Raw genomic sequence first — 17,842 nt, forward strand, 5'->3', positions numbered from 1 at the left:
TCAGGCGACCAGTTGCGCCCCCAGGAACTGCCGGAGTTCCGGGGTGCGGGGGTTGCCGAAGACCTCCTCGGGCGGGCCGATCTCGTGCACGCGGCCCTGGTGCATGAAGACGACCCGGTCGCAGACCTCGCGGGCGAAGCGCATCTCGTGGGTCACCATCATCAGCGTCATGCCGTCGGCGGCCAGTTCCTTCACCACGGCCAGCACCTCGTTCACCAGCTCCGGGTCGAGGGCCGAGGTGATCTCGTCGCACAGCAGGGCCATCGGCTGCATCGACAGCGCCCGCGCGATGGCCACGCGCTGCTGCTGCCCGCCGGAGAGCTGGTCGGGGTAGGCGTCGAACTTGTGGCCCAGCCCGACCCGCTCCAGCATGCGGCGGGCCATCGCCTCGGCCTCGCCCGCCGGCGTCTTCTTGACGACCATCTGCGACAGCATGACGTTGCGGCCCGCCGACAGGTGCGGGAACAGGTTGAACTGCTGGAAGATCATGCCGACCTTCAGCCGCAGCGCCTTCAGGTGGAGGTCGTCGTTGATGAGCTGGGCGCCGGCCACCATGATCGAGCCGTCGTCGATCATCTCCAGCCCGTTGACGCAGCGCAGAAGCGTGCTCTTGCCCGAACCGCTCTTGCCGATGATGGCGACGACCTCGCCGCGCTCGACGTCCAGGTTGATCCCCTTCAGGACTTCGACGTCGCCGAAGCGCTTCTTCACCTCAGTGATTGCGATGAGCGACATTGAGCTTCCTTTCCAGAATCTGGCTGCTCTTGGACAGGGGCCAGCACAGCGCGAAGTAGATCAGGGCGACCAGCCCGTAGACGGTGAAGGGTTCGAAGGTCGCGTTGGTGACGACCGTGCCGGCCTTGGACAGCTCCACGAAGCCGATGATCGAGGTCAGCGCCGTGCCCTTCACCACCTGCACGGAGAAGCCGACGGTGGGCGGGACGGCGACCCGCACCGCCTGGGGCAGGATCACGTAGCGCATCTGCTGGACGTAGCCCATGCCGAGGCTGGCCGATGCCTCCCACTGGCCGCGGGCGACCGATTCCACGCAGCCGCGCCAGATCTCCACCAGGAAGGCCGCCGTCCACAGGACCAGCGCCAGCCCGGCGGCCAGCCAGGCCGGAACGTCGATGCCGAACAACCCCAGCCCGAAGAAGGCGAGGAAGAGCTGCATCAGCAGCGGCGTGCCCTGGAACAGCTCGACATAGCCCTGGACGACGATTTGCCCGGCCCGCGCCTTGCCGATGCGCAGGTAGAGCAGCGCCATCCCCAAAAGCCCGCCGCCGACGAAGGAGACGAGCGAGAGGACCACCGTCCAGCGCGCCGCCAGCAGCAGGTTGCGCAGGATGTCCCACAGGGTGAAGGTCATCATCGCGCGGCCCTCCGCGGGAACAGCATCCGCCCGACGCCGCGCAGCGCCTGCCGCAGCGCCAGCGCCAGCAGCAGATAGAGGCCGGTGGTCAGGAAATAGCTCTCGAAGGCGCGGAAGGTCCGCGACTGGATGAAGTTGGCGGCGAAGGTGATGTCCTCCGCCGCGATCTGCGACACCACCGACGAGCCGAGCATGACGATGACGATCTGCGACGACAGCGCCGGCCAGATCCGTTGCAGCGCCGGGATCAGGACGACGTGGCGGAAGGTCTCGAACCGCGTCATGGCGAGGCTGGCCCCGGCCTCGAACTGGCCGCGCGGGGTCGCCTCGATGCCGGCGCGGATGATCTCGCCGCTGTAGGCGCCGAGGTTGATGACCATCGCCAGGACCGCCGCCTGGAACTCGGTCATCTGCACGCCGAGCGACGGCAGGCCGAAGAAGATGAAGAAGAGCTGGATCAGGAAGGGCGTGTTGCGGATCAGCTCGACGTAGGCGACGACCGGCGGGCGCAGCCAGCGCGGCCCAAGCGACCGCGTCCAGGCGCAGGCGATGCCCAGCGCCACCCCGAACAGCGTGCCGATCAGGGTCAGTTCGACCGTCGTCACCAGCCCCTTCAGGATGAAGGGCCAGTATTCGGCGATCCATGAATAATCGAAGCGGTAGGTCATGCGGCCCTCCGGTCAGCCCCCCGTGCGCCGGGCCGCCGTGGGGGCCGAAGCCACCCGCGGCGCCCCGGCCCCATAGTCGTCAGAGGTCCTTCGGCAGGTCGGCGGACAGCCACTTCTGCGCGATGGCGTTCAGCGAGCCGTCGGCCTTGGCCGCCGCCAGGATGCCGTTCAGCTTCTCCAGCAGGGCCGGCTGCTCCTTGCTCAGGCCGATGAAGCAGGGGGAGTTCTTGATGAGGAACTTCAGCTCCGGCCGCTTCGGCGGGTTGCGGGCGAGGATTGCCGCCGCCACGACGTTGCCGGTCGCCACCACCTCGACCTGACCGGACAGGAAGGCGGAGATGGTGCCGTTGTTGTCCTCGTAGCGCTTGATGACCGCATCGGCCGGGGCGATCTTGGTCAGCTCCAGATCCTCGATGGCGCCGCGGGTCACGCCGACGGTCTTGCCGGCCAGATCCTCCGGCTTCGCGGCGGTCACGCCGGCCGGGGCGAAGACGCCGTTGAAGAAGGGCGCGTAGGCGTCGGTGAAGTCGATGACCTTCTCGCGCTCGGCGTTCTTGCCGAGGCTGGAGATGACCAGATCGACCTTGTTGGTCTGCAGGAAGGGGATGCGGTTGGCGCTGGTCACCGGCACCAGCTCCACCTTCACGCCCATCTTGGCGCCGATCAGCTTCGCCACGTCGATGTCGTAGCCGAGCGGGGTCATGTCCGGGCCGACCGAGCCGAAGGGCGGGAAGTCCTGCGGAACGGCGACGCGCAGCGTGCCGCGCTTGGTGATGTCCTGAAGGGCGTCGGCCCGCGCCGCGGGGGCCTGGGCGATGGACAGGCCGGCGACGGCGGCGACGGCCAGGGCGAGCAGGGTCCTGCGCTTCATGTCTCTAACTCCTTTTTGGCTGGATGGGCCGGTTCTGGATGGAATGGGTTGTGTGAAAGGGGTCAGGCGGGGGCGCCGGGCGAGAGGATCTCGCGCAGGCCGGCCAGGGGATCGGGGGCGGCGGCGAGGTCGAGGCCGTCCTCGACGCGCCGGATGTGCTCGTCCATCAGCCGCGCCGCCCCGGCGTAGTCGCCGTCGGCCAGCAGCGTCACGATGCCGGCGTGGTCGTCACTGGACGCCGCGGCGTCCTGGTCGGACTGGTAGAGCATCGAGACCAGCGTCGTGCGCGCGGTCAGGTCGCGCAGGATATCGGTCAGGAAGGGGTTGCCGAAGGCGTGGGCGAGGTGGATGTGGAAGTCGCCGAGCAGGCAGGTGCGCGACCCGACATGGCCGGTGTGCAGCGCCTCGCGCTCCTCCTCGACATGGGCGCGCAGGTGGGCGACGGCGTCCCCCGGAAGCGTGTGCAGATCGCGCAGCATCCCGGTCTCGATCACCCGCCGCGCCTGGAAGGCGGCCCGCGCCTCCGTCGCCGAAGGCTCGACGACGAACCAGCCGCGCCGGGCGCTGACATGGACGATGCCGCGCGTCTCCAGCCGCATCATCGCCTCGCGCACGCGGGTGCGGGACACACCGTAGACCTCGGCCAGCTTCGCCTCGCCCAGCCGGGTGCCGGGCCGCAGCCGGCCGCCCAGGATGGCCGAGATCACGCTGTCTTCGATGCTGTCGGGAAGCTGGGTCATCAGGCTGCCGCACCAATCTTGTATACAAGACTGTTGAGCAAGCGGCGTGCCAACCGGAACAGCGCGGAAACGCTGGGCGGCCGATCCAGCATTGCTCAAGGAACGGGCAGCGCTCCGATTTGATTAAACCTTATGCACGAAATTGCGGCACCGCAGCGCGGCGCTGCCGGGGCAGCGTCCGGGATGGTGCCCCCCCGACGGCGGAACCTTCGGGCGTCGAATCCAGTTGGACTCGGGATACCCCACCTCTTCGGAAAACGGCGGCGACAGGCACGGTTCGGGCCTGCCGGCGGCATCGCCGGAACGTGCCGGCCCGCCGCCCCATTCCCAATGCCCCATTTCTTACTGCGGAGCATCCCCATGAAAGCCCTGGTCTGGCACGGCACCGCCGACGTCCGTTACGACACCGTTCCCGACCCGGAGATCGAGCAGCCCCGCGACGCCATCGTCAAGGTCACGTCCTGCGCCATCTGCGGTTCGGATCTGCACCTCTACGACCACTTCATGCCCGGCATGGAGAAGGGCGACATCCTGGGCCACGAGTTCATGGGCGAAGTCGTCGACGTCGGGGCCGAGGCCAAGAGCGCCTTGAAGGTCGGCGACCGCGTCGTCGTTCCCTTCACCATCTGGTGCGGCGAGTGCGACCAGTGCCGCCGCGGCAACTATTCGGTCTGCGAGCGCTCCAACCGCAACAAGGCGATGGCCGACAAGCTGTTCGGCCACACCACCGCCGGGCTGTTCGGCTACACCCACCTGACCGGCGGCTATGCGGGCGGGCAGGCGGAGTATGTGCGCGTCCCCTTCGCCGACCGCACCCATGTGAAGATCCCGGACGGGCTGACCGACGAGCAGGTGCTGTTCCTCGGCGACATCTTCCCCACCGGCTGGCAGGCGGCGGCGCAGTGCGACATCCAGCCGACCGACACGGTGGCGATCTGGGGCTGCGGCCCGGTCGGGCAGATGACGATCCGCAGCGCCATCCTGCTGGGCGCCAAGCAGGTCATCGCCATCGACCGCGTGCCCGAGCGCCTGTCCATGGCCAAGGCCGGCGGCGCCATCACCATCAATTTCGAGGAGGAAAGCGTCGTCGAACGGCTGAACGAGCTGACCGGCGGCAAGGGTCCGGAAAAGTGCATCGACGCCGTCGGCATGGAGGCGCACGCCACCGCCACGCTCGATTCCATGTACGATCGCGCCAAGCAGGCGCTGGCCCTGGAATCCGACCGCGCCCATGTGCTGCGCGAGATGATGTATGTCTGCCGCCCCGCCGGCACGCTGTCGATCCCCGGCGTCTACGGCGGGCTGATCGACAAGGTCCCCTTCGGCATGTCGATGAACAAGGGCCTGACCTGGCGCATGGGCCAGACTCACGTCAACCGCTGGACCGACGACCTGCTGCGCCGCATCCAGGAGGGTCAGATCGACCCGTCCTTCGTCATCACCCACAGCGTGGGGCTGGCCGACGGGCCGGATATGTACCAGACCTTCCGCGACAAGCGGGACGGCTGCATCAAGGTCGTGCTCAAGCCGTAACAGGGAGGCGCACCATGGCGTATTACCGCAGGAATTCGTCCGCCGACCGGATGGCGCGCGGCCTGGGCTGGTTCAGCATCGGGCTGGGCGTGGCCGAACTGGTGGCCGGGCGCCGAATCGCCCGCTGGATGGGGATGGAGGAGCAGGCCGGGCTGATCCGGACCTATGGCGCGCGCGAGGTGGCGACCGGCGTCGGCCTGCTGGCGATGGGCGATGCCCGTCCCTGGATGTGGGGACGGGTCGCCGGGGACGCGCTGGACCTCGCCACGCTGGCATCGGCGCATCACGACGGCAACCCGCGCCGGGAAAACGTCGCCACGGCGCTGGGCGCGGTGGCGGCGGTGACGGCGCTCGACGTGCTGTGCACGGCGATGCTGCACCGCGAGGAGGCGACGGCCTGGACGCCGCCCCGCGACTACAGCGACCGCAGCGGCCTGCCGCGCCCGCCCGCCGCCATGCGTGGTGCTGCCAAGGACGCCCCGATCCCCGCCGACATGCGGACCCCGGACATCCTGCGTTTCGAACCCGCGGAGGTTTAGCATTAATAACCCTCTCCCCAGGGGGGAGAGGGGACAACGCCCCCATCAGCAACAGCCGGCCTTGCCGGCCCCGTAACGGGCCTGCAGACGGTTGTCGAGAAACTCGGTGTAGGTCATCGCCGGCTGGTCGGGGTGCCGGGTCCGCATGTGCTCCAGATAGGTGTCGTAATCCGGCACCCCGATCATGAGCTTGGCCGTCTGCTCGAAGTAACCGCGGAACCGGCTGAGATTGCTTTTCAAGCCGCTCATCGGTCGTCCTTTTCCAATAGACCGTTCCCTCACTCCCGAAGGAGTGAGGGAACGGTGCGTCACTACTCAATCCCCGGCCCGCGCGGTGGCGCCGCCGGTCGGGATTTCCCGGGTGGTCGGACGGTCGCTGCGCAGCGCCTTCAGGCAGGACTGGATGCCGAAGACCAGCACCGCCAGCACGACCAGCACGAACAGCGAGGCCAGCGCCGCGTCCAGGTAATCGTTGAAGATCACCTGCCGCATCTGCTCCATCGAGGTCGCCGGGGCGAGCAGCCGGCCCTCGTTGGCGGCGGTGCTGAAACGCTCGGCGTGGGCGAGGAAGCCGATCGCCGGGTTTGTGTGGAAGACCTTCTGCACGCCCGCGGTCAGGGTGCAGATCAGCAGCCACGCCGCCGGCACCATGGTCACCCAGGCGTAGCGCTCCCGCTTCATGCGGAACAGCACCACCGTCGCCAGGATCAGGGCGATCCCCGCCAGCATCTGGTTGGAGATGCCGAACAGCGGCCAGAAGGTGTTGATGCCGCCCAGCGGATCGACCACCCCCTGGTAGAGGATGTAGCCCCAGGCGGCGACGCACAGGCCGGTGGCGATCAGGTTGCCGGCCCAGGACGCGGTGCGCTGCAGCGGCTTGAAGAAGACGCCCAGCAGGTCCTGCAGCATGAACCGCCCGGCGCGGGTGCCGGCGTCGACGGCGGTCAGGATGAACAGCGCCTCGAACAGGATGGCGAAATGGTACCAGAAGGCCATCATGCCCTTGCCGCCGAACAGCTCGGAGAAGATCTGCGCCATGCCGACCGCCAGGGTCGGCGCGCCGCCGGCCCGCGACAGGATGCTCACCTCGCCGACGTCCTGCGCCGTCTGGGTGATCATCTCCGGCGTGATGACGAAGCCCCAGTTGTTGATGACCTGGGCCGCCGACTCCGCCGTGGTGCCGAGCAGCGCGGGCGGGCTGTTCATGGCGAAGTAGATGCCCGGCTCGATGCAGGAGGCGGCGACCAGCGCCATGACGGCGACGAAGGACTCGGTCAGCATGCCGCCGTAGCCGATGAAACGGGTGTGGACCTCGTTCTCGACCATCTTCGGCGTGGTGCCGGAGGAGATCAGGGCATGGAAGCCCGACACCGCGCCGCAGGCGATGGTGATGAACAGGAACGGGAACAGGCTGCCCGACCACACCGGGCCGGTGCCGTCGATGAAGCGGGTGACGCTGGGCATCTTCATCGGCGGCGCCACCAGCAGGATGCACAGCGCCAGCATCACGATGGTGCCGACCTTGAGGAAGGTTGACAGATAGTCGCGCGGCGCCAGCAGCAGCCACACCGGCAGCACCGACGCCACGAAGCCGTAGCCGATCAGGATCCAGGTGATCTGGATGCCGGTCAGCGTGAAGACCGGCGCCCACGTCTCGCTCTGCGCGACCTGCCCGCCGAGCAGGATGGCGGCGATCAGCAGGAAGAAGCCGACCACCGAGATCTCGCCGATCCGGCCGGGGCGCAGGAAGCGCATGTAGACGCCCATGAACAGGGCGATCGGCACGGTCGCGGCGACCGTGAAGAAGCCCCACGGGCTGTTGGTCAGCGCCTTGACCACGACCAGGGCCAGCACCGCCAGGATGATGACCATGATCATGAAGGTGCCGAACAGCGCGATGACGCCGGGGATGTCCCCCAGCTCGGCCTTGATCAGCTCACCCAGCGAGCGACCGTCGCGGCGCATCGAGACGAACAGGATCATGAAGTCCTGGACCGCCCCGGCGATCACCACGCCGGCGAGAATCCACAGCATGCCCGGCAGGTAGCCCATCTGGGCCGCCAGCACCGGGCCGACCAGCGGGCCGGCGCCGGCGATGGCCGCGAAATGGTGGCCGAACAGGACGTACTGGTTGGTCGGGACGTAATCCAACCCGTCGTTGTGGCGCATCGCCGGAGTCGGGCGCGCCGGGTCCAGCCGCATGACGCGGGTGGCGATGAACAGGCTGTAGTAGCGGTAGGACACCAGATAAGTACAGACGGCGGCCACGACCAGCCAGAGGGCGTTGATGGTCTCGCCGCGCGCCAGGGCCACGGTGCCGAGCGCGAAGGCGCCCAGCACGGCGAGGACCAGCCACGGTGCGTGATTGAGGATGCGGGGCATGCGTACTCCTCCCAAACGATTCGCAATCGTCGAAAAGCACGATGAACCTGATGAATACGATGGAGAATCATCCTCTCATCACGCCCGAACGGGAAGAGCAAACTCGCCGGTCGCGACAAAATGGGTCAAAAATAAGGCGTACCCTCAATTTGAGCGGGCAGCCCGCCGTTGTCGAACGATGAGAGCGCCATGGACGACACCGGCGCCCAAGCTGGTGTGGCCGCTGAACATGACGAGGCCGAGTCCCCAACCCTGCCACGCCACAAGCAGGCCCAAAGCCCCCAGAAGGGAAGCCGCCCCACCGACGCGCAGGGCGACCGTCGCGGGCGCTGGCAGCGCCCGTCCGAACAGGTCATGCTGCGGGCGGTCCATCGCGACGGCCAGCGCGGCGAACCCCGTCAGGCACAGGATGAAGGACGACAGGTGGATCATGCTCATCCCTCGCGCAACACGGCGCCGCCGGCGGGGTTGTTGACGGGTTTGCGGGCGGCCCGCGTCTTGGGCTGGTGGCGGAGCGTGCGGACCGCCAGGACGGCGTGGAGCGCCGCCAGTGCCCAGCACATCAGGTCCATGCCGACGAACACCCAATCGCTTTCGGCCAGGCTGCGCCAGAAAGGCCGCTGCGTGGTCGCGGCGTTGAGCACGGGCAGCAGCGCCAGCAGCGCCGCGGCCAGCCACAACTGCTCGACCCAGGCCTTTTTCGCCGGGCGCAGCACGCCATGCAGCAGCGTCAGCGCCCAGACGATGAAGAAGCTGTGGATCTCCCAGTTGGCGCGGTCCGCCAGGGTCTCCGGCAGCAGGCGGTTCGCCCACAGGAAGGCCGCCATGGCGACCGACAGGCCGGCGATGCTGGCGATGTTCAGCCGCTCCACGACGTGGAAGCCGACGTGCGGCCGGGCCGGATCGGGCAGCTTCTGCCGGCGCTTCACCGTCCACATCACCAGACCGGTGCCTACCATGGCGGTGCCGGCGAGGCTGACGAGGAAATAGAGCCAGCGCGTCACCGTATCGCTGAAGCGCCCCAGATGCAGGGCGTAGAGCACGCCGCGGGTCTCCGCCGCCGGCCCCACCCCTTCATGGACGGCCAGCAGTTTGCCGGTGGTCCCTTCGAACTCCAGATATTGCGGGCTCATCGACACGCGCCCGCCGTCGCCGCGCGCCACCGCCACCCGCGCCGCCGCGTCGCCCGGATGCGTGGCGGTGACCCGGCCGACGCCGTCGCGGCCCCAGCGCTCCTGGGCTTGCCGCACCATGTCCTCGATCGAGGCGAGGGGTGCCGCCTCGCCGCTGGGCTTGCCCGGCTGGATGAAGGCGCTGAGTTCGGCGTTGAGCTGCTGGCGCTCCGCCGCGGTCTTGATCCCCGCCTGCTGGCCCCAGGGCATGTAGAGCGCCATCAGCGTCACCAGCCCGGTGTAGGTGATCATGGCGTGGAACGGCAGACCGAACACCGACAGCGCGTTGTGCGCGTCGAGCCAGGAGCGCTGCCCCTTGCCCCAACGGAAGGTGAAGAAATCGACGAAGATCTTCTTGTGGGTGATGACCCCGCTGACAATGGCCACCAGCATGAACATGGCCGCGATGCCGGCGATCCAGCGCCCCCACACCACCGGCATGTAATGGAACTGGAAATGGAAGCGGTAGAAGAAGTCGCCGCCCAGCGTCGCGCGCGACGACACCGTCCGGCCGGTCGCCGGGTCGAAATTGCCCTCGCCGAAGGCGCGCTGGCCGGGAGCCGCTCCGGCGGTGCGCCAGAAGGCGTAGACGCTGTTGTTGCGGGCGTCCGTCAGGCGCAGGCTCCATTGCGGGCTGCCCGGCACCAGGGCGACGAGTTCGTCGGCCACCCGCTGGGCCACCACGGCCTGATCCGGAACCCCGCTCTGCGCCGGCAGTTCGGGACGCATCCATTGCGACAGCTCGTCCTTGAAATAGGACACCGTCCCGGTGAGGAACATCGCGTAGAGCACCCAGCCGAGAAGCAGCCCGACCCACGTGTGCAGGTCGGACATGCTCTGGCGGAGGCCGCGGCCGTCGGGGCGCGCTTGCTGGTCCGTCGTCACGCTCGGTTCCCCATCACCAGACCGACCACGCCGCCAGCAACAGCGGCGCGGCCACGACAAGAAGGCCCGCCCAGGCGCGCAGCGCGCTGCGGACCGCGAAGACCCAGATCACGGCGGCGGCGTAGACGAGGAAACTCGCCATCTCGCCGGTGAGCACCGCCTGCGGCGGGCTCATGGGAAGCGCCAGCACCGCCACGCTGGCGAGTGCCGCCAGCGCATAGCCGCCGAACAGGGCGGCGGCTATGCGCGAGACGAGCGGGCCGACAGATCGGACCCGTCCGGCCACGGAGGTCATTTGTTGGGCGTCGCCGCCGGGCCGGCGGGGACCGGCGCCAGACCCTCGGGGTGGACGTAGGTCACCGTGGTGACGTAGCTGACGCCGTCATACTTCTCGACACCGTTGGCGCCCTGGCGCTCGCCGGGGGTGCGCTCGTTCAGGCTGACCTCGGCCACGTAGGTGCCCTTCCACGGCAGGTCGAAGGTGACCAGACCCTGCTCGTCGCTGTGCGCCTCCTTGGCCCAGCCGGACTGGGTGACCAGCATCACCTTGGTCTTGGCCTTGGGCTGGCCCTGGAAGACCAGCTTGAACTGGCCGGGCTTGCCGGTGGGCACCAGATCCAGCGCCAGCTTCGGCGCCTGCTCGGCGAAGCCGGTGATCAGGCGCGCGGCGGGGTGGAACCAGTTGGTGGTCTCCTTGTCGCCCTGCTTCCAGGTGTAGAGCGGGTAGAGCGTGTCCTCGGCGACGATGCTCTCGCCGCTGGCGGCCTTGAAGGGCAGCGCGAAGCCGTCCGCGGTCTTGGCGGCCTCGGCCTTCCGCTCGCCCTTGGCGGAGAGAAGGGTGCCGGCCGGCTTGCCGAACTTGTCGAGCAGGCCGGGCGAGACCTCGCGCAGGTTCTCGCCGAACTCCCCGAAGCGGATCGTGGCGTTGCCCTGCTCGGGCTGCTCGATCCAGATCTGGTGGGCCTGAGCGGGCATGGCGAAGCCCAGCGCGGCGATGAGAGCGAGCGACAGTTTGTTCATGACGTCATCCAAAGGAATGGCTTGGCGGATTTAGAAATCGACGGTGGCGGACAGCAGCACGGTCCGCGGCGACCCGACGGTCACGTAGGTGCCGGTGGTCAGCCAGTACTCCTTGTCGAAGAGGTTCTCGACGCTGGCGCGCAGCACGACGGGCTTGCCCGACACGTCGGTGGTGTAGCGGGCGCCGATGTCGAAGCGGGTCCAGCCGTCGAAACGCAGCGTGTTGGCGTTGGTCAGGTAGGAGCCGGAGGTGTGGATCACGCGCCCGTTGAGGGCGAGACCCTCGACCCACGGGGTGTCCCAGTCCAGGCTGGCGGAGAAGCTCTTGTCCGGCACGCCGGCGGCGTCGTTGCCCTCCTCCGAGGCGACGGCGGTCTTGGTCAGCTCCGGCTTCAGGAAGGTCGCGCTGGCCATGGCGCGCAGGCCGGGCAGGATCTCGCCGTAGGCGGACAGCTCCAGGCCGCGGTTGCGCTGCTCGCCGTCATAGGCCAGCTCGTTGGACGCGGTGCGGATCGAGCTGGGGCGGGTGATCTGGAACACCGCGGCGGTGGTCGTGATGGTGCCCCAATCGACCTTGACGCCGCCCTCGAGCTGCTTCGACTTGTAGGGTTCGAGCACCGCGCCGGTGTTGGCGTAGCCGGCGCCGACGATGGTGCCGCGCGACAGGCCCTCGGCGTAGTTGCCGTAGACCGCGACATTCTCCAGCGGCTTGACGACCAGACCGGCGAGCGGCGTCGTGGCGCTGGCGTCGTAGCTGCTGGTCTGCGCGCCGGTCGTCGTGCTGAAGCCCTTCACCTTCACCGTCTGGTCGCGCACGCCCAGCGTCAGCAGGACGCGGTCGTTGACGAAGGAGAGCGTGTCGGCGATGGCGATGCTGCTCAGCGTCGTCTCCGCCGACTTGCGCGGGTCGGTGCGCGGCGCGGTGATGACGGGCAGCGGCGCCGGGTTGTAGATGTTCGACGGGGCCGAGCCGGCGGCCTGGATGTAGGCGTTGCCCTCCTCCCGCTGGAAGCCGGTGTAGCCGATGTTGACCTGGTGGCGGACGGGACCCGTCTCGAAGCGCAGGCGCGCGCCGGCCGTGCCGCTGACCGTCTCGCTGTAGGAGTCGTAGTAGGAGTTGCGGACCGTGAAATTGCCGAGCGCGTTCACGGCGGGGTTGGACTGCGGGAACACCTGATCGTTGGTGCCGTCGCGGTAGCCGATGCCGGCGTAGGCGGTCAGCCAGTCCGTCACGTCGAACTCGATGTTCGAGGCGATGGTCTTGTCCTTCTGGACCAGCTTGGTGTTCGGGTACCAGTTGCTGCGCGCGTCGGGCGGCGACGGGATCGCCGTCGTCGTGGGAAGGATGCTGATCTGCGGGCGGAAATTGTCGGTGTCGTCGCGCTGGATGATGCCGTCGAGCGACCAGCGCAGCCGCTCGCCCCGGTAATCCACCGCCAGCGAGCCGAGGCCGGTCTTCACGTCGCCGTCCTCGATCGAGGCCTCGCCGCCGCGCAGCAGGCCGTTGAAGCGCACGCCCCAGGCGTTGTTCTCGCCGAAGCGGCGCCCGGTGTCGACATGGACGCCGAAATTGGCGTCGCTCTGGTAGAGCCCGGTCACGCGGGTCAGCGGCTGGTCGCCGGCGCGCTTGCTGAGGATGTTGATACCGCCGCCGATGCTGCCGCCGGGGGCGATGCCGTTCATCAGCGCGCCCGGCCCCTTCAGCAGTTCGATCCGCTCGATGATCTGCGAGGGCACGCGGTTGGAGGACACCAGCCCGTACATGCCGTTGAAGCCGACGTCGCCCGATGGAACGGCGAAGCCGCGGATCTGGAAGGTGTCGTCGAAGCCGTTGCCGCCGGTGGTCGTGCGCACCGACGAATCGTTGATCAGCGTGTCGGCCGCGGTGCGCGCCTGCTGGTTCTCGATCAGTTCGGCGGTGTAGTTGGTCGTGCTGAAGGGTGTGTCCAGCGTGTTCCGGGTGCCCAGCAGGCCCAGCGAGCCGCCGCGCGCCACCTGACCGCCGGCGTAGGGCGGCGGCGGTTCGCCCGGCAGCGCGCCGGCGCTGGCCGACACCTGGACGGAGGGCAGAACCGTCGCCCCGGCCGGGGCGTTCACGACCGGCGTGGACCCTTGCGCGACGAGGCTATATCCCGAGGACGTGCCCGCGAGCTGATAACCGCTGCCGTCCAGCAGGCGGCGGAAGCCGTCCTCGACCGTCGTCGTTCCGCGCAGCCCTGGCGTGGTCTTGCCCCGGATCTGCGCCGGGTCCACGGCGACGCTCACCCCGGCCTGGGCGGCGAAGCTGCGCAGCGCGGCGTCCAGCGGCCCCGGCGGCACATTGGCGTCGACGGTGCGCGCCGCCGCCGTCTGGGCCTGCGCGGCCGGGGCGAAGGAGAGGCCGCCCGCGAGGACGGCGCTGGCAAAGCAAACGGCCATGGCCACCGGGCGCAGGCCCGGCGCAAGGACATCGTGCGCGGCGCCGCGGCGGCGGACGGTCAGGCGCGGAGCGTCCTTGCCGCAAGATTGAGACATTGATAAACTTCCTCTACCAAAAGGTGTATATGTGGCGTAGCGGTGGCGACCGGCACCCTGTCCGTTTCACAAAAAGCCGAACATCTGCGCTGATCGCGTGAATGCGAATGATTTTCATTCTAAGCATCGGGCGACGGATTGCGCAAGGGGGCAACGTCACCGTCCCGGTGATCGTTCGCATCTTCATGTCCGTGATTTCTCTGGGGGAATTTTGCAGGCGAGGACCGAAGAGGCGGGATGATCCGATGGATGAGGGCTTCAGAAACGAAGCGATCGCCGTGGTCCCAATTCCGGATGCCGCATCACGATGAGCAGGACCGCGAGCCAGCCCAGGGCCGCGGCGGATTTCCAGGCGGGCGGACGCATCGGCATCATCCGGACGGCCTCCTGACCCATCCGTGGGGACGGCGCCGTTCCCGAACACCACTTTTCAGAACCCCGACCCCGCTCCTTTTGCAACCAGAGCCTCAAATGCGTCGATAATTGACAATTTGTCTCGGCATAAGCCAAAATTCATGCAGTAACCATCTCCATTCTGCGGAAATTCCGTTGTTGCGTGACCACCAATTCCAGTCGAATCAACTTCCAATCAGCCGAAAAACCGGCAGCGTTCAGAATTTCTTTAATAAATCACTTTGTTATTGGCCTTCCCGATACGCGACCGCCGCGATGGCGAGAGGGCCACTATGCCGGACACCCTGGACGCCACCGCCCCGCTCCTGACCATCCCCGATGCCCTGGCGTCCGAAGCGGCGGCGGTGCTGCTGGGCGGCGATCCCGGCGCGTTGAAGGCCGTGCAGGAGAAGCTGGCGGCGGCGCTGACCGGACAGGGTCTGCCGGAAGGCGCTGCGGGCAGCGTGGCGGACGGCTGGATGCGCGACGTCGCAGCGGGGGTCGGCGCCAGCGCCACGCCCGACGACGCCATTGCGCAGGCGAGCCGGATCGCCGCCGGCACAGCGGCGCGCATGGCGGAAGCCTCCCAGGAAACCGCAGCGCTGACCGGGGAGCAGCGCCTGGCCGTCGCCCTGGCCCAGGGACAAGGAATCGGGCCGGTCAGTGCCGGCGATTCCAGGACGGCCGCCGACCTGTCGGCGGCGTTGTTCAGCGGGGTGATGGACCCGGCGGCCCGCCCGGCGGGCGCCACCGACCCGATCGCCGCCCTGTCGCAGGCCCTGACCGCTCCCCCCACCGCCCCGGCGGCAGTGGACGCCGTTCCCGTCTCGCCGTCCGACAAGCTCGCCGCTGCGCTCGCCTCCGGCGTGGGGGTGCAGGACGCGGTGACGGCGCTCGGCCCCGGTCAGGCCGGTCATTTTGCCGAAGCGCTGGAACAGGCCCTGTCCAGCGGCGCCGACGCCGCCGGCGCCATTGCCGAGGCGCAGGCGTTGAGCGCCGCCGGCGCAGTCCAGACCAATGCTGTCGCGGTCGAGCAGACCGACGGCGCGCGCCTGCTCGGCGCCCTGGCCGCCGGAAAGACGGACAGTGCTGGCGACAACCCAGCCTTTGCCAGCGTCCTGAACGACGCGCTGGCGCAGGGCGCGCAGCCCGACGCGGCGCTCGGCGCCTCGGCACGGGCGCAGACGGACATGGCCGCCCGCCAGGAAGCCGCCGCCGTGCCGGCGAAGCCGGCGGACGCGCTGGTCGCCTCGCTGTCATCCGGCCAGAATGTGGCGGCCACCGTCAAGACCTTCGCCGCCGCCGCCGGGCTCGACGGCGCGGCGGCCGGCGGCTTCGGCGACGCTCTGGGGCGGGCCCTGTCCGGCGGGCAGGAGATGGCCGGCGCGCTGGGGTCGGCGCAGCAGACCGTGTCCACCGCCATGGCCCTGTCGGCGGAAACGACGAAGGGCGTCAAGAGCGACGGCCTGATCGCGGCGCTCGCCAGCGGGCAGAACGTGCAGCAGGCGGTGCAGGCGCTCGGCGGGTCCGGGGCCGCCTTCAACGCCGCCCTCGGTCAGGCGCTGGCGGACGGGCGGGCGCCCGGACAGGCGCTCGCCGCCGCCCGCCAGACGGCGGAGACGGTGCAGCAGAACGCCCAGGGCAGCGAGGTTCCCGTTTCCGCCGAGAACAAGGCGCTGGCCGATCTCGCCAACCCGCCGCCCGCGGGGGAGTCGGCCAAGGACGGCGCCAAAGGAGACGGTGAGAAGAGCGGCGGGGAGAAGGCCGCCGAACAGGTCGCCGAAGCCCCAGCCGAGGGCAAGGAGGGCGGCAAGGAGGAGGGCGGCGAGAAGGAGGGCGCCAAAGAAGAAGACGCCAAGGAGGACGGGGCCAAGAAGGACGAAAGGGGGGAAGCGGCCGCCGCCTCCCCGGCGGAGGGCGAGGCGTCTCCGGCCCCGGCCAAATCCAGCATGGCAGGCGACCCCGCGCTCAAGCCGATCAGCTTCGCCGCGGCAGGGACCGCCAAGAGCGCCGACACCGCCGTGCCGAGCGCCACGGCCCCCGCGCCTTCCACCAGCCTCACGCCCGCTGTCCCACCGGTCACCAAGGCGCTGACCAGCGACCCCTTCGCCGTCGCCGCGCAAATCCAGCAGCAGGTGGCCCGCGCCGTCGAGGCGGCCGCAACCACCCTGCCCGCGACGGTGCCGGCGGTGGCAGCCCCCACCCTCGCGGCCAGCTTCGACGCGGCGGCCTTCGCGAAGGCCCTGGCGATCGCCGAGGGCACCGCGGCCCCGGCCGGTTTCGCCGTCTTCCACCTGATCGAGGCGATGTTCCGGCCCGGCGAGGCCGGCGGCCGCGTGATCGGCATCGCCGTGGTGGCGAATCCGGAAACCCCGTTCGGCGTCTGGCAATACAGCGTGGACGGCGGTGCGTGGCTGGCGGTGGGCGTGGTCGGCGATGGGGCGGCCCTCGTGCTTCCGGGCAGCGCCCTGCTGCGCTTCCTGCCGGCCGCCAACTGGAACGGCGTCGCGCCGTCGCGCGGGCTGCGGGCGGTGAACAGCGAGTGGGCCGAGGGCTTCAGCGGTGCCGAGCACCGGTTGTTCACGCTGACCGGAGTCGGCGGCACAACCCCGCTGTCGGGGGACGTCGCTCCGTTGACGCTGGAGGTGACCCCGGTGAACGGCGCCCCGGTGGCGACCGGCACGCAGGCGGTCCTGGCCGCCATCGCGGAAGACAGCGCCGACCCGGCGGGCGCCAGCGTGGCCTCGCTGTTCGGCGGGCTGTTCTCCGACCCGACCGACGCGCTTTTCGGCGCCGCCGGCAATGGCTTTGCCGGCGTGGTGGTGGTCGGCAACGCCGCCACCGCGGCGCAAGGCGCGTGGCAGTACTGGACCGGCACCGCCTGGGCCGACATCGGCACGGCGAGCGACGCCAATGGCCTGCTGCTGAGCGCCAACACGGCGTTGCGCTTCGTTCCCGCCGCCAACTGGAACGGCATCACCCCGGCCCTGACCGTCCGGCTGGTCGAGGATGGCGGCGCGCCGCTGGTCGCCGGAGCCCGCGTGGACCTGACGGCCGGCGTCGGCGGCAGCACCGCCTACAGCGCCGGGACCATCGCCCTGACCGGAACCGTCACCCCGGTCAATAACGCGCCGGTCGCCACCGGAACGACCACCGTCCTGCCGGCGATCCCGGAGGACACCGCCAATCCGGCGGGCGCCACGGTCACCAACCTGTTCGGCCATCTGTTCTCCGACGCGACGGACGCCGTGAGCGGCGGCTCCGCCGCCAACGGCTTCGCCGGGATCGCCATCGTCGGCAACGCGGCGACCACGCAAGGTGTCTGGCAATACTGGACCGGCACGGCCTGGGCGGCCGTGGGGGCGGCCTCGGACGGCAACGCCCTGCTGCTGTCCGCCAACACGGCGTTGCGCTTCGTTCCCGCCGCCAACTGGAACGGCCCAACGCCGGCCCTGACCGTCCGGCTGGTCGACGATTCGCAAGGGGCCGTGACCAGCGGTGGCCGGGTCGCCCTGACGAGCGTGGGCGGCGACAGCCGCTACAGCGCCGGTACCGCCGCCCTGACCACCACGGTCAGCGCGGTCAACGACGCTCCCGTGACGACGGGCACGGCGACCACCCTGCCGACCATCGCGGAGGACACCGCCAACCCCACGGGCACCACCGTTGCCAGCTTGTTCGGTCACCTGTTCTCCGACGCCGCCGACGCGGTGAGCGGCGGGTCGGCGGCCGACACGCTGGCCGTCGTGGTGG

15 protein-coding genes are annotated in these 17,842 nt (G+C 69.4%); 3 read left to right on the forward strand and 12 right to left on the reverse strand.

Annotated features, from left to right (window positions below; translation table 11 throughout):
- The 5 genes from GBZ26_RS03575 to GBZ26_RS03595 all read right to left on the reverse strand — a co-directional run bounded on the left by GBZ26_RS03575 (position 1) and on the right by GBZ26_RS03595 (position 3,651).
- Positions 1-735, reverse strand: coding sequence for an amino acid ABC transporter ATP-binding protein (locus GBZ26_RS03575; protein ID WP_119508319.1), 735 nt, complete (start codon positions 733-735; stop codon positions 1-3).
- Entirely contained in the window at positions 713-1,372 is a 660-nt protein-coding gene (locus tag GBZ26_RS03580) for an amino acid ABC transporter permease (RefSeq protein WP_174437622.1), read from the reverse strand. Before GBZ26_RS03580 ends, GBZ26_RS03575 begins: the two co-directional genes overlap by 23 nt.
- Positions 1,369-2,040 (reverse strand): amino acid ABC transporter permease, encoded by a 672-nt coding sequence (locus tag GBZ26_RS03585; protein ID WP_174437623.1) that lies wholly within the window; start codon positions 2,038-2,040, stop codon positions 1,369-1,371. The genes GBZ26_RS03580 and GBZ26_RS03585 overlap by 4 nt, the downstream gene beginning before the upstream one ends.
- Before the next feature lie 79 nt (positions 2,041-2,119).
- On the reverse strand, positions 2,120-2,911 hold the full coding sequence (locus tag GBZ26_RS03590; protein WP_174437624.1) for a transporter substrate-binding domain-containing protein: 792 nt from the start codon (positions 2,909-2,911) through the stop codon (positions 2,120-2,122).
- Between the two features lie 62 nt (positions 2,912-2,973).
- The gene (locus GBZ26_RS03595; RefSeq protein ID WP_174437625.1) at positions 2,974-3,651 is read right to left on the reverse strand and encodes a GntR family transcriptional regulator; all 678 of its coding nucleotides are present in this window, start codon (positions 3,649-3,651) and stop codon (positions 2,974-2,976) included.
- A 360-nt stretch (positions 3,652-4,011) separates the two neighbouring features.
- Between GBZ26_RS03595 and GBZ26_RS03600 the strand changes: the two genes are divergently transcribed.
- Both GBZ26_RS03600 and GBZ26_RS03605 read left to right on the forward strand, forming a co-directional pair.
- Positions 4,012-5,184, forward strand: a complete 1,173-nt coding sequence (locus GBZ26_RS03600; protein ID WP_174437626.1) for a zinc-dependent alcohol dehydrogenase — start codon at positions 4,012-4,014, stop codon at positions 5,182-5,184.
- Between the two features lie 14 nt (positions 5,185-5,198).
- Positions 5,199-5,723: a cyclase dehydrase gene (locus GBZ26_RS03605; protein WP_174437627.1), complete on the forward strand. Its 525-nt coding sequence runs from the start codon at positions 5,199-5,201 to the stop codon at positions 5,721-5,723.
- A 45-nt stretch (positions 5,724-5,768) separates the two neighbouring features.
- Here the strand turns inward: GBZ26_RS03605 and GBZ26_RS03610 are convergent, their stop codons facing one another.
- From GBZ26_RS03610 to GBZ26_RS03640, 7 genes are all read right to left on the reverse strand, one after another.
- A complete protein-coding gene (locus GBZ26_RS03610) occupies positions 5,769-5,972 on the reverse strand; it encodes a YbdD/YjiX family protein (RefSeq protein ID WP_014197888.1) in 204 nt (67 codons plus the stop codon).
- Between the two features lie 66 nt (positions 5,973-6,038).
- Positions 6,039-8,105 (reverse strand): carbon starvation CstA family protein, encoded by a 2,067-nt coding sequence (locus tag GBZ26_RS03615; protein ID WP_174437628.1) that lies wholly within the window; start codon positions 8,103-8,105, stop codon positions 6,039-6,041.
- Between the two features lie 144 nt (positions 8,106-8,249).
- Positions 8,250-8,537, reverse strand: a complete 288-nt coding sequence (locus GBZ26_RS03620; protein WP_174437629.1) for a DUF3325 domain-containing protein — start codon at positions 8,535-8,537, stop codon at positions 8,250-8,252.
- Positions 8,538-8,539: 2 nt separating this feature from the next.
- Positions 8,540-10,162: a PepSY-associated TM helix domain-containing protein gene (locus GBZ26_RS03625; RefSeq protein ID WP_345772037.1), complete on the reverse strand. Its 1,623-nt coding sequence runs from the start codon at positions 10,160-10,162 to the stop codon at positions 8,540-8,542.
- A 13-nt stretch (positions 10,163-10,175) separates the two neighbouring features.
- Positions 10,176-10,457 carry a DUF3649 domain-containing protein gene (locus GBZ26_RS03630; RefSeq protein ID WP_174437630.1) on the reverse strand — a complete coding sequence of 94 codons (282 nt, stop codon included), beginning with the start codon at positions 10,455-10,457 and terminating at the stop codon, positions 10,176-10,178.
- Positions 10,454-11,182, reverse strand: a complete 729-nt coding sequence (locus GBZ26_RS03635) for a cobalt ABC transporter substrate-binding protein (RefSeq protein ID WP_174437631.1) — start codon at positions 11,180-11,182, stop codon at positions 10,454-10,456. The genes GBZ26_RS03630 and GBZ26_RS03635 overlap by 4 nt, the downstream gene beginning before the upstream one ends.
- Before the next feature lie 30 nt (positions 11,183-11,212).
- Entirely contained in the window at positions 11,213-13,696 is a 2,484-nt protein-coding gene (locus GBZ26_RS03640; protein ID WP_246653813.1) for a TonB-dependent receptor, read from the reverse strand.
- Between the two features lie 686 nt (positions 13,697-14,382).
- Between GBZ26_RS03640 and GBZ26_RS03645 the strand changes: the two genes are divergently transcribed.
- Positions 14,383-17,842: hypothetical protein (locus GBZ26_RS03645; protein WP_174437632.1), on the forward strand; the 3,460-nt coding region annotated here is incomplete at its 3' end.

Source organism: Azospirillum formosense (assembly GCF_013340925.1).
GTDB classification, from domain to species: Bacteria; Pseudomonadota; Alphaproteobacteria; order Azospirillales; family Azospirillaceae; genus Azospirillum; species Azospirillum formosense.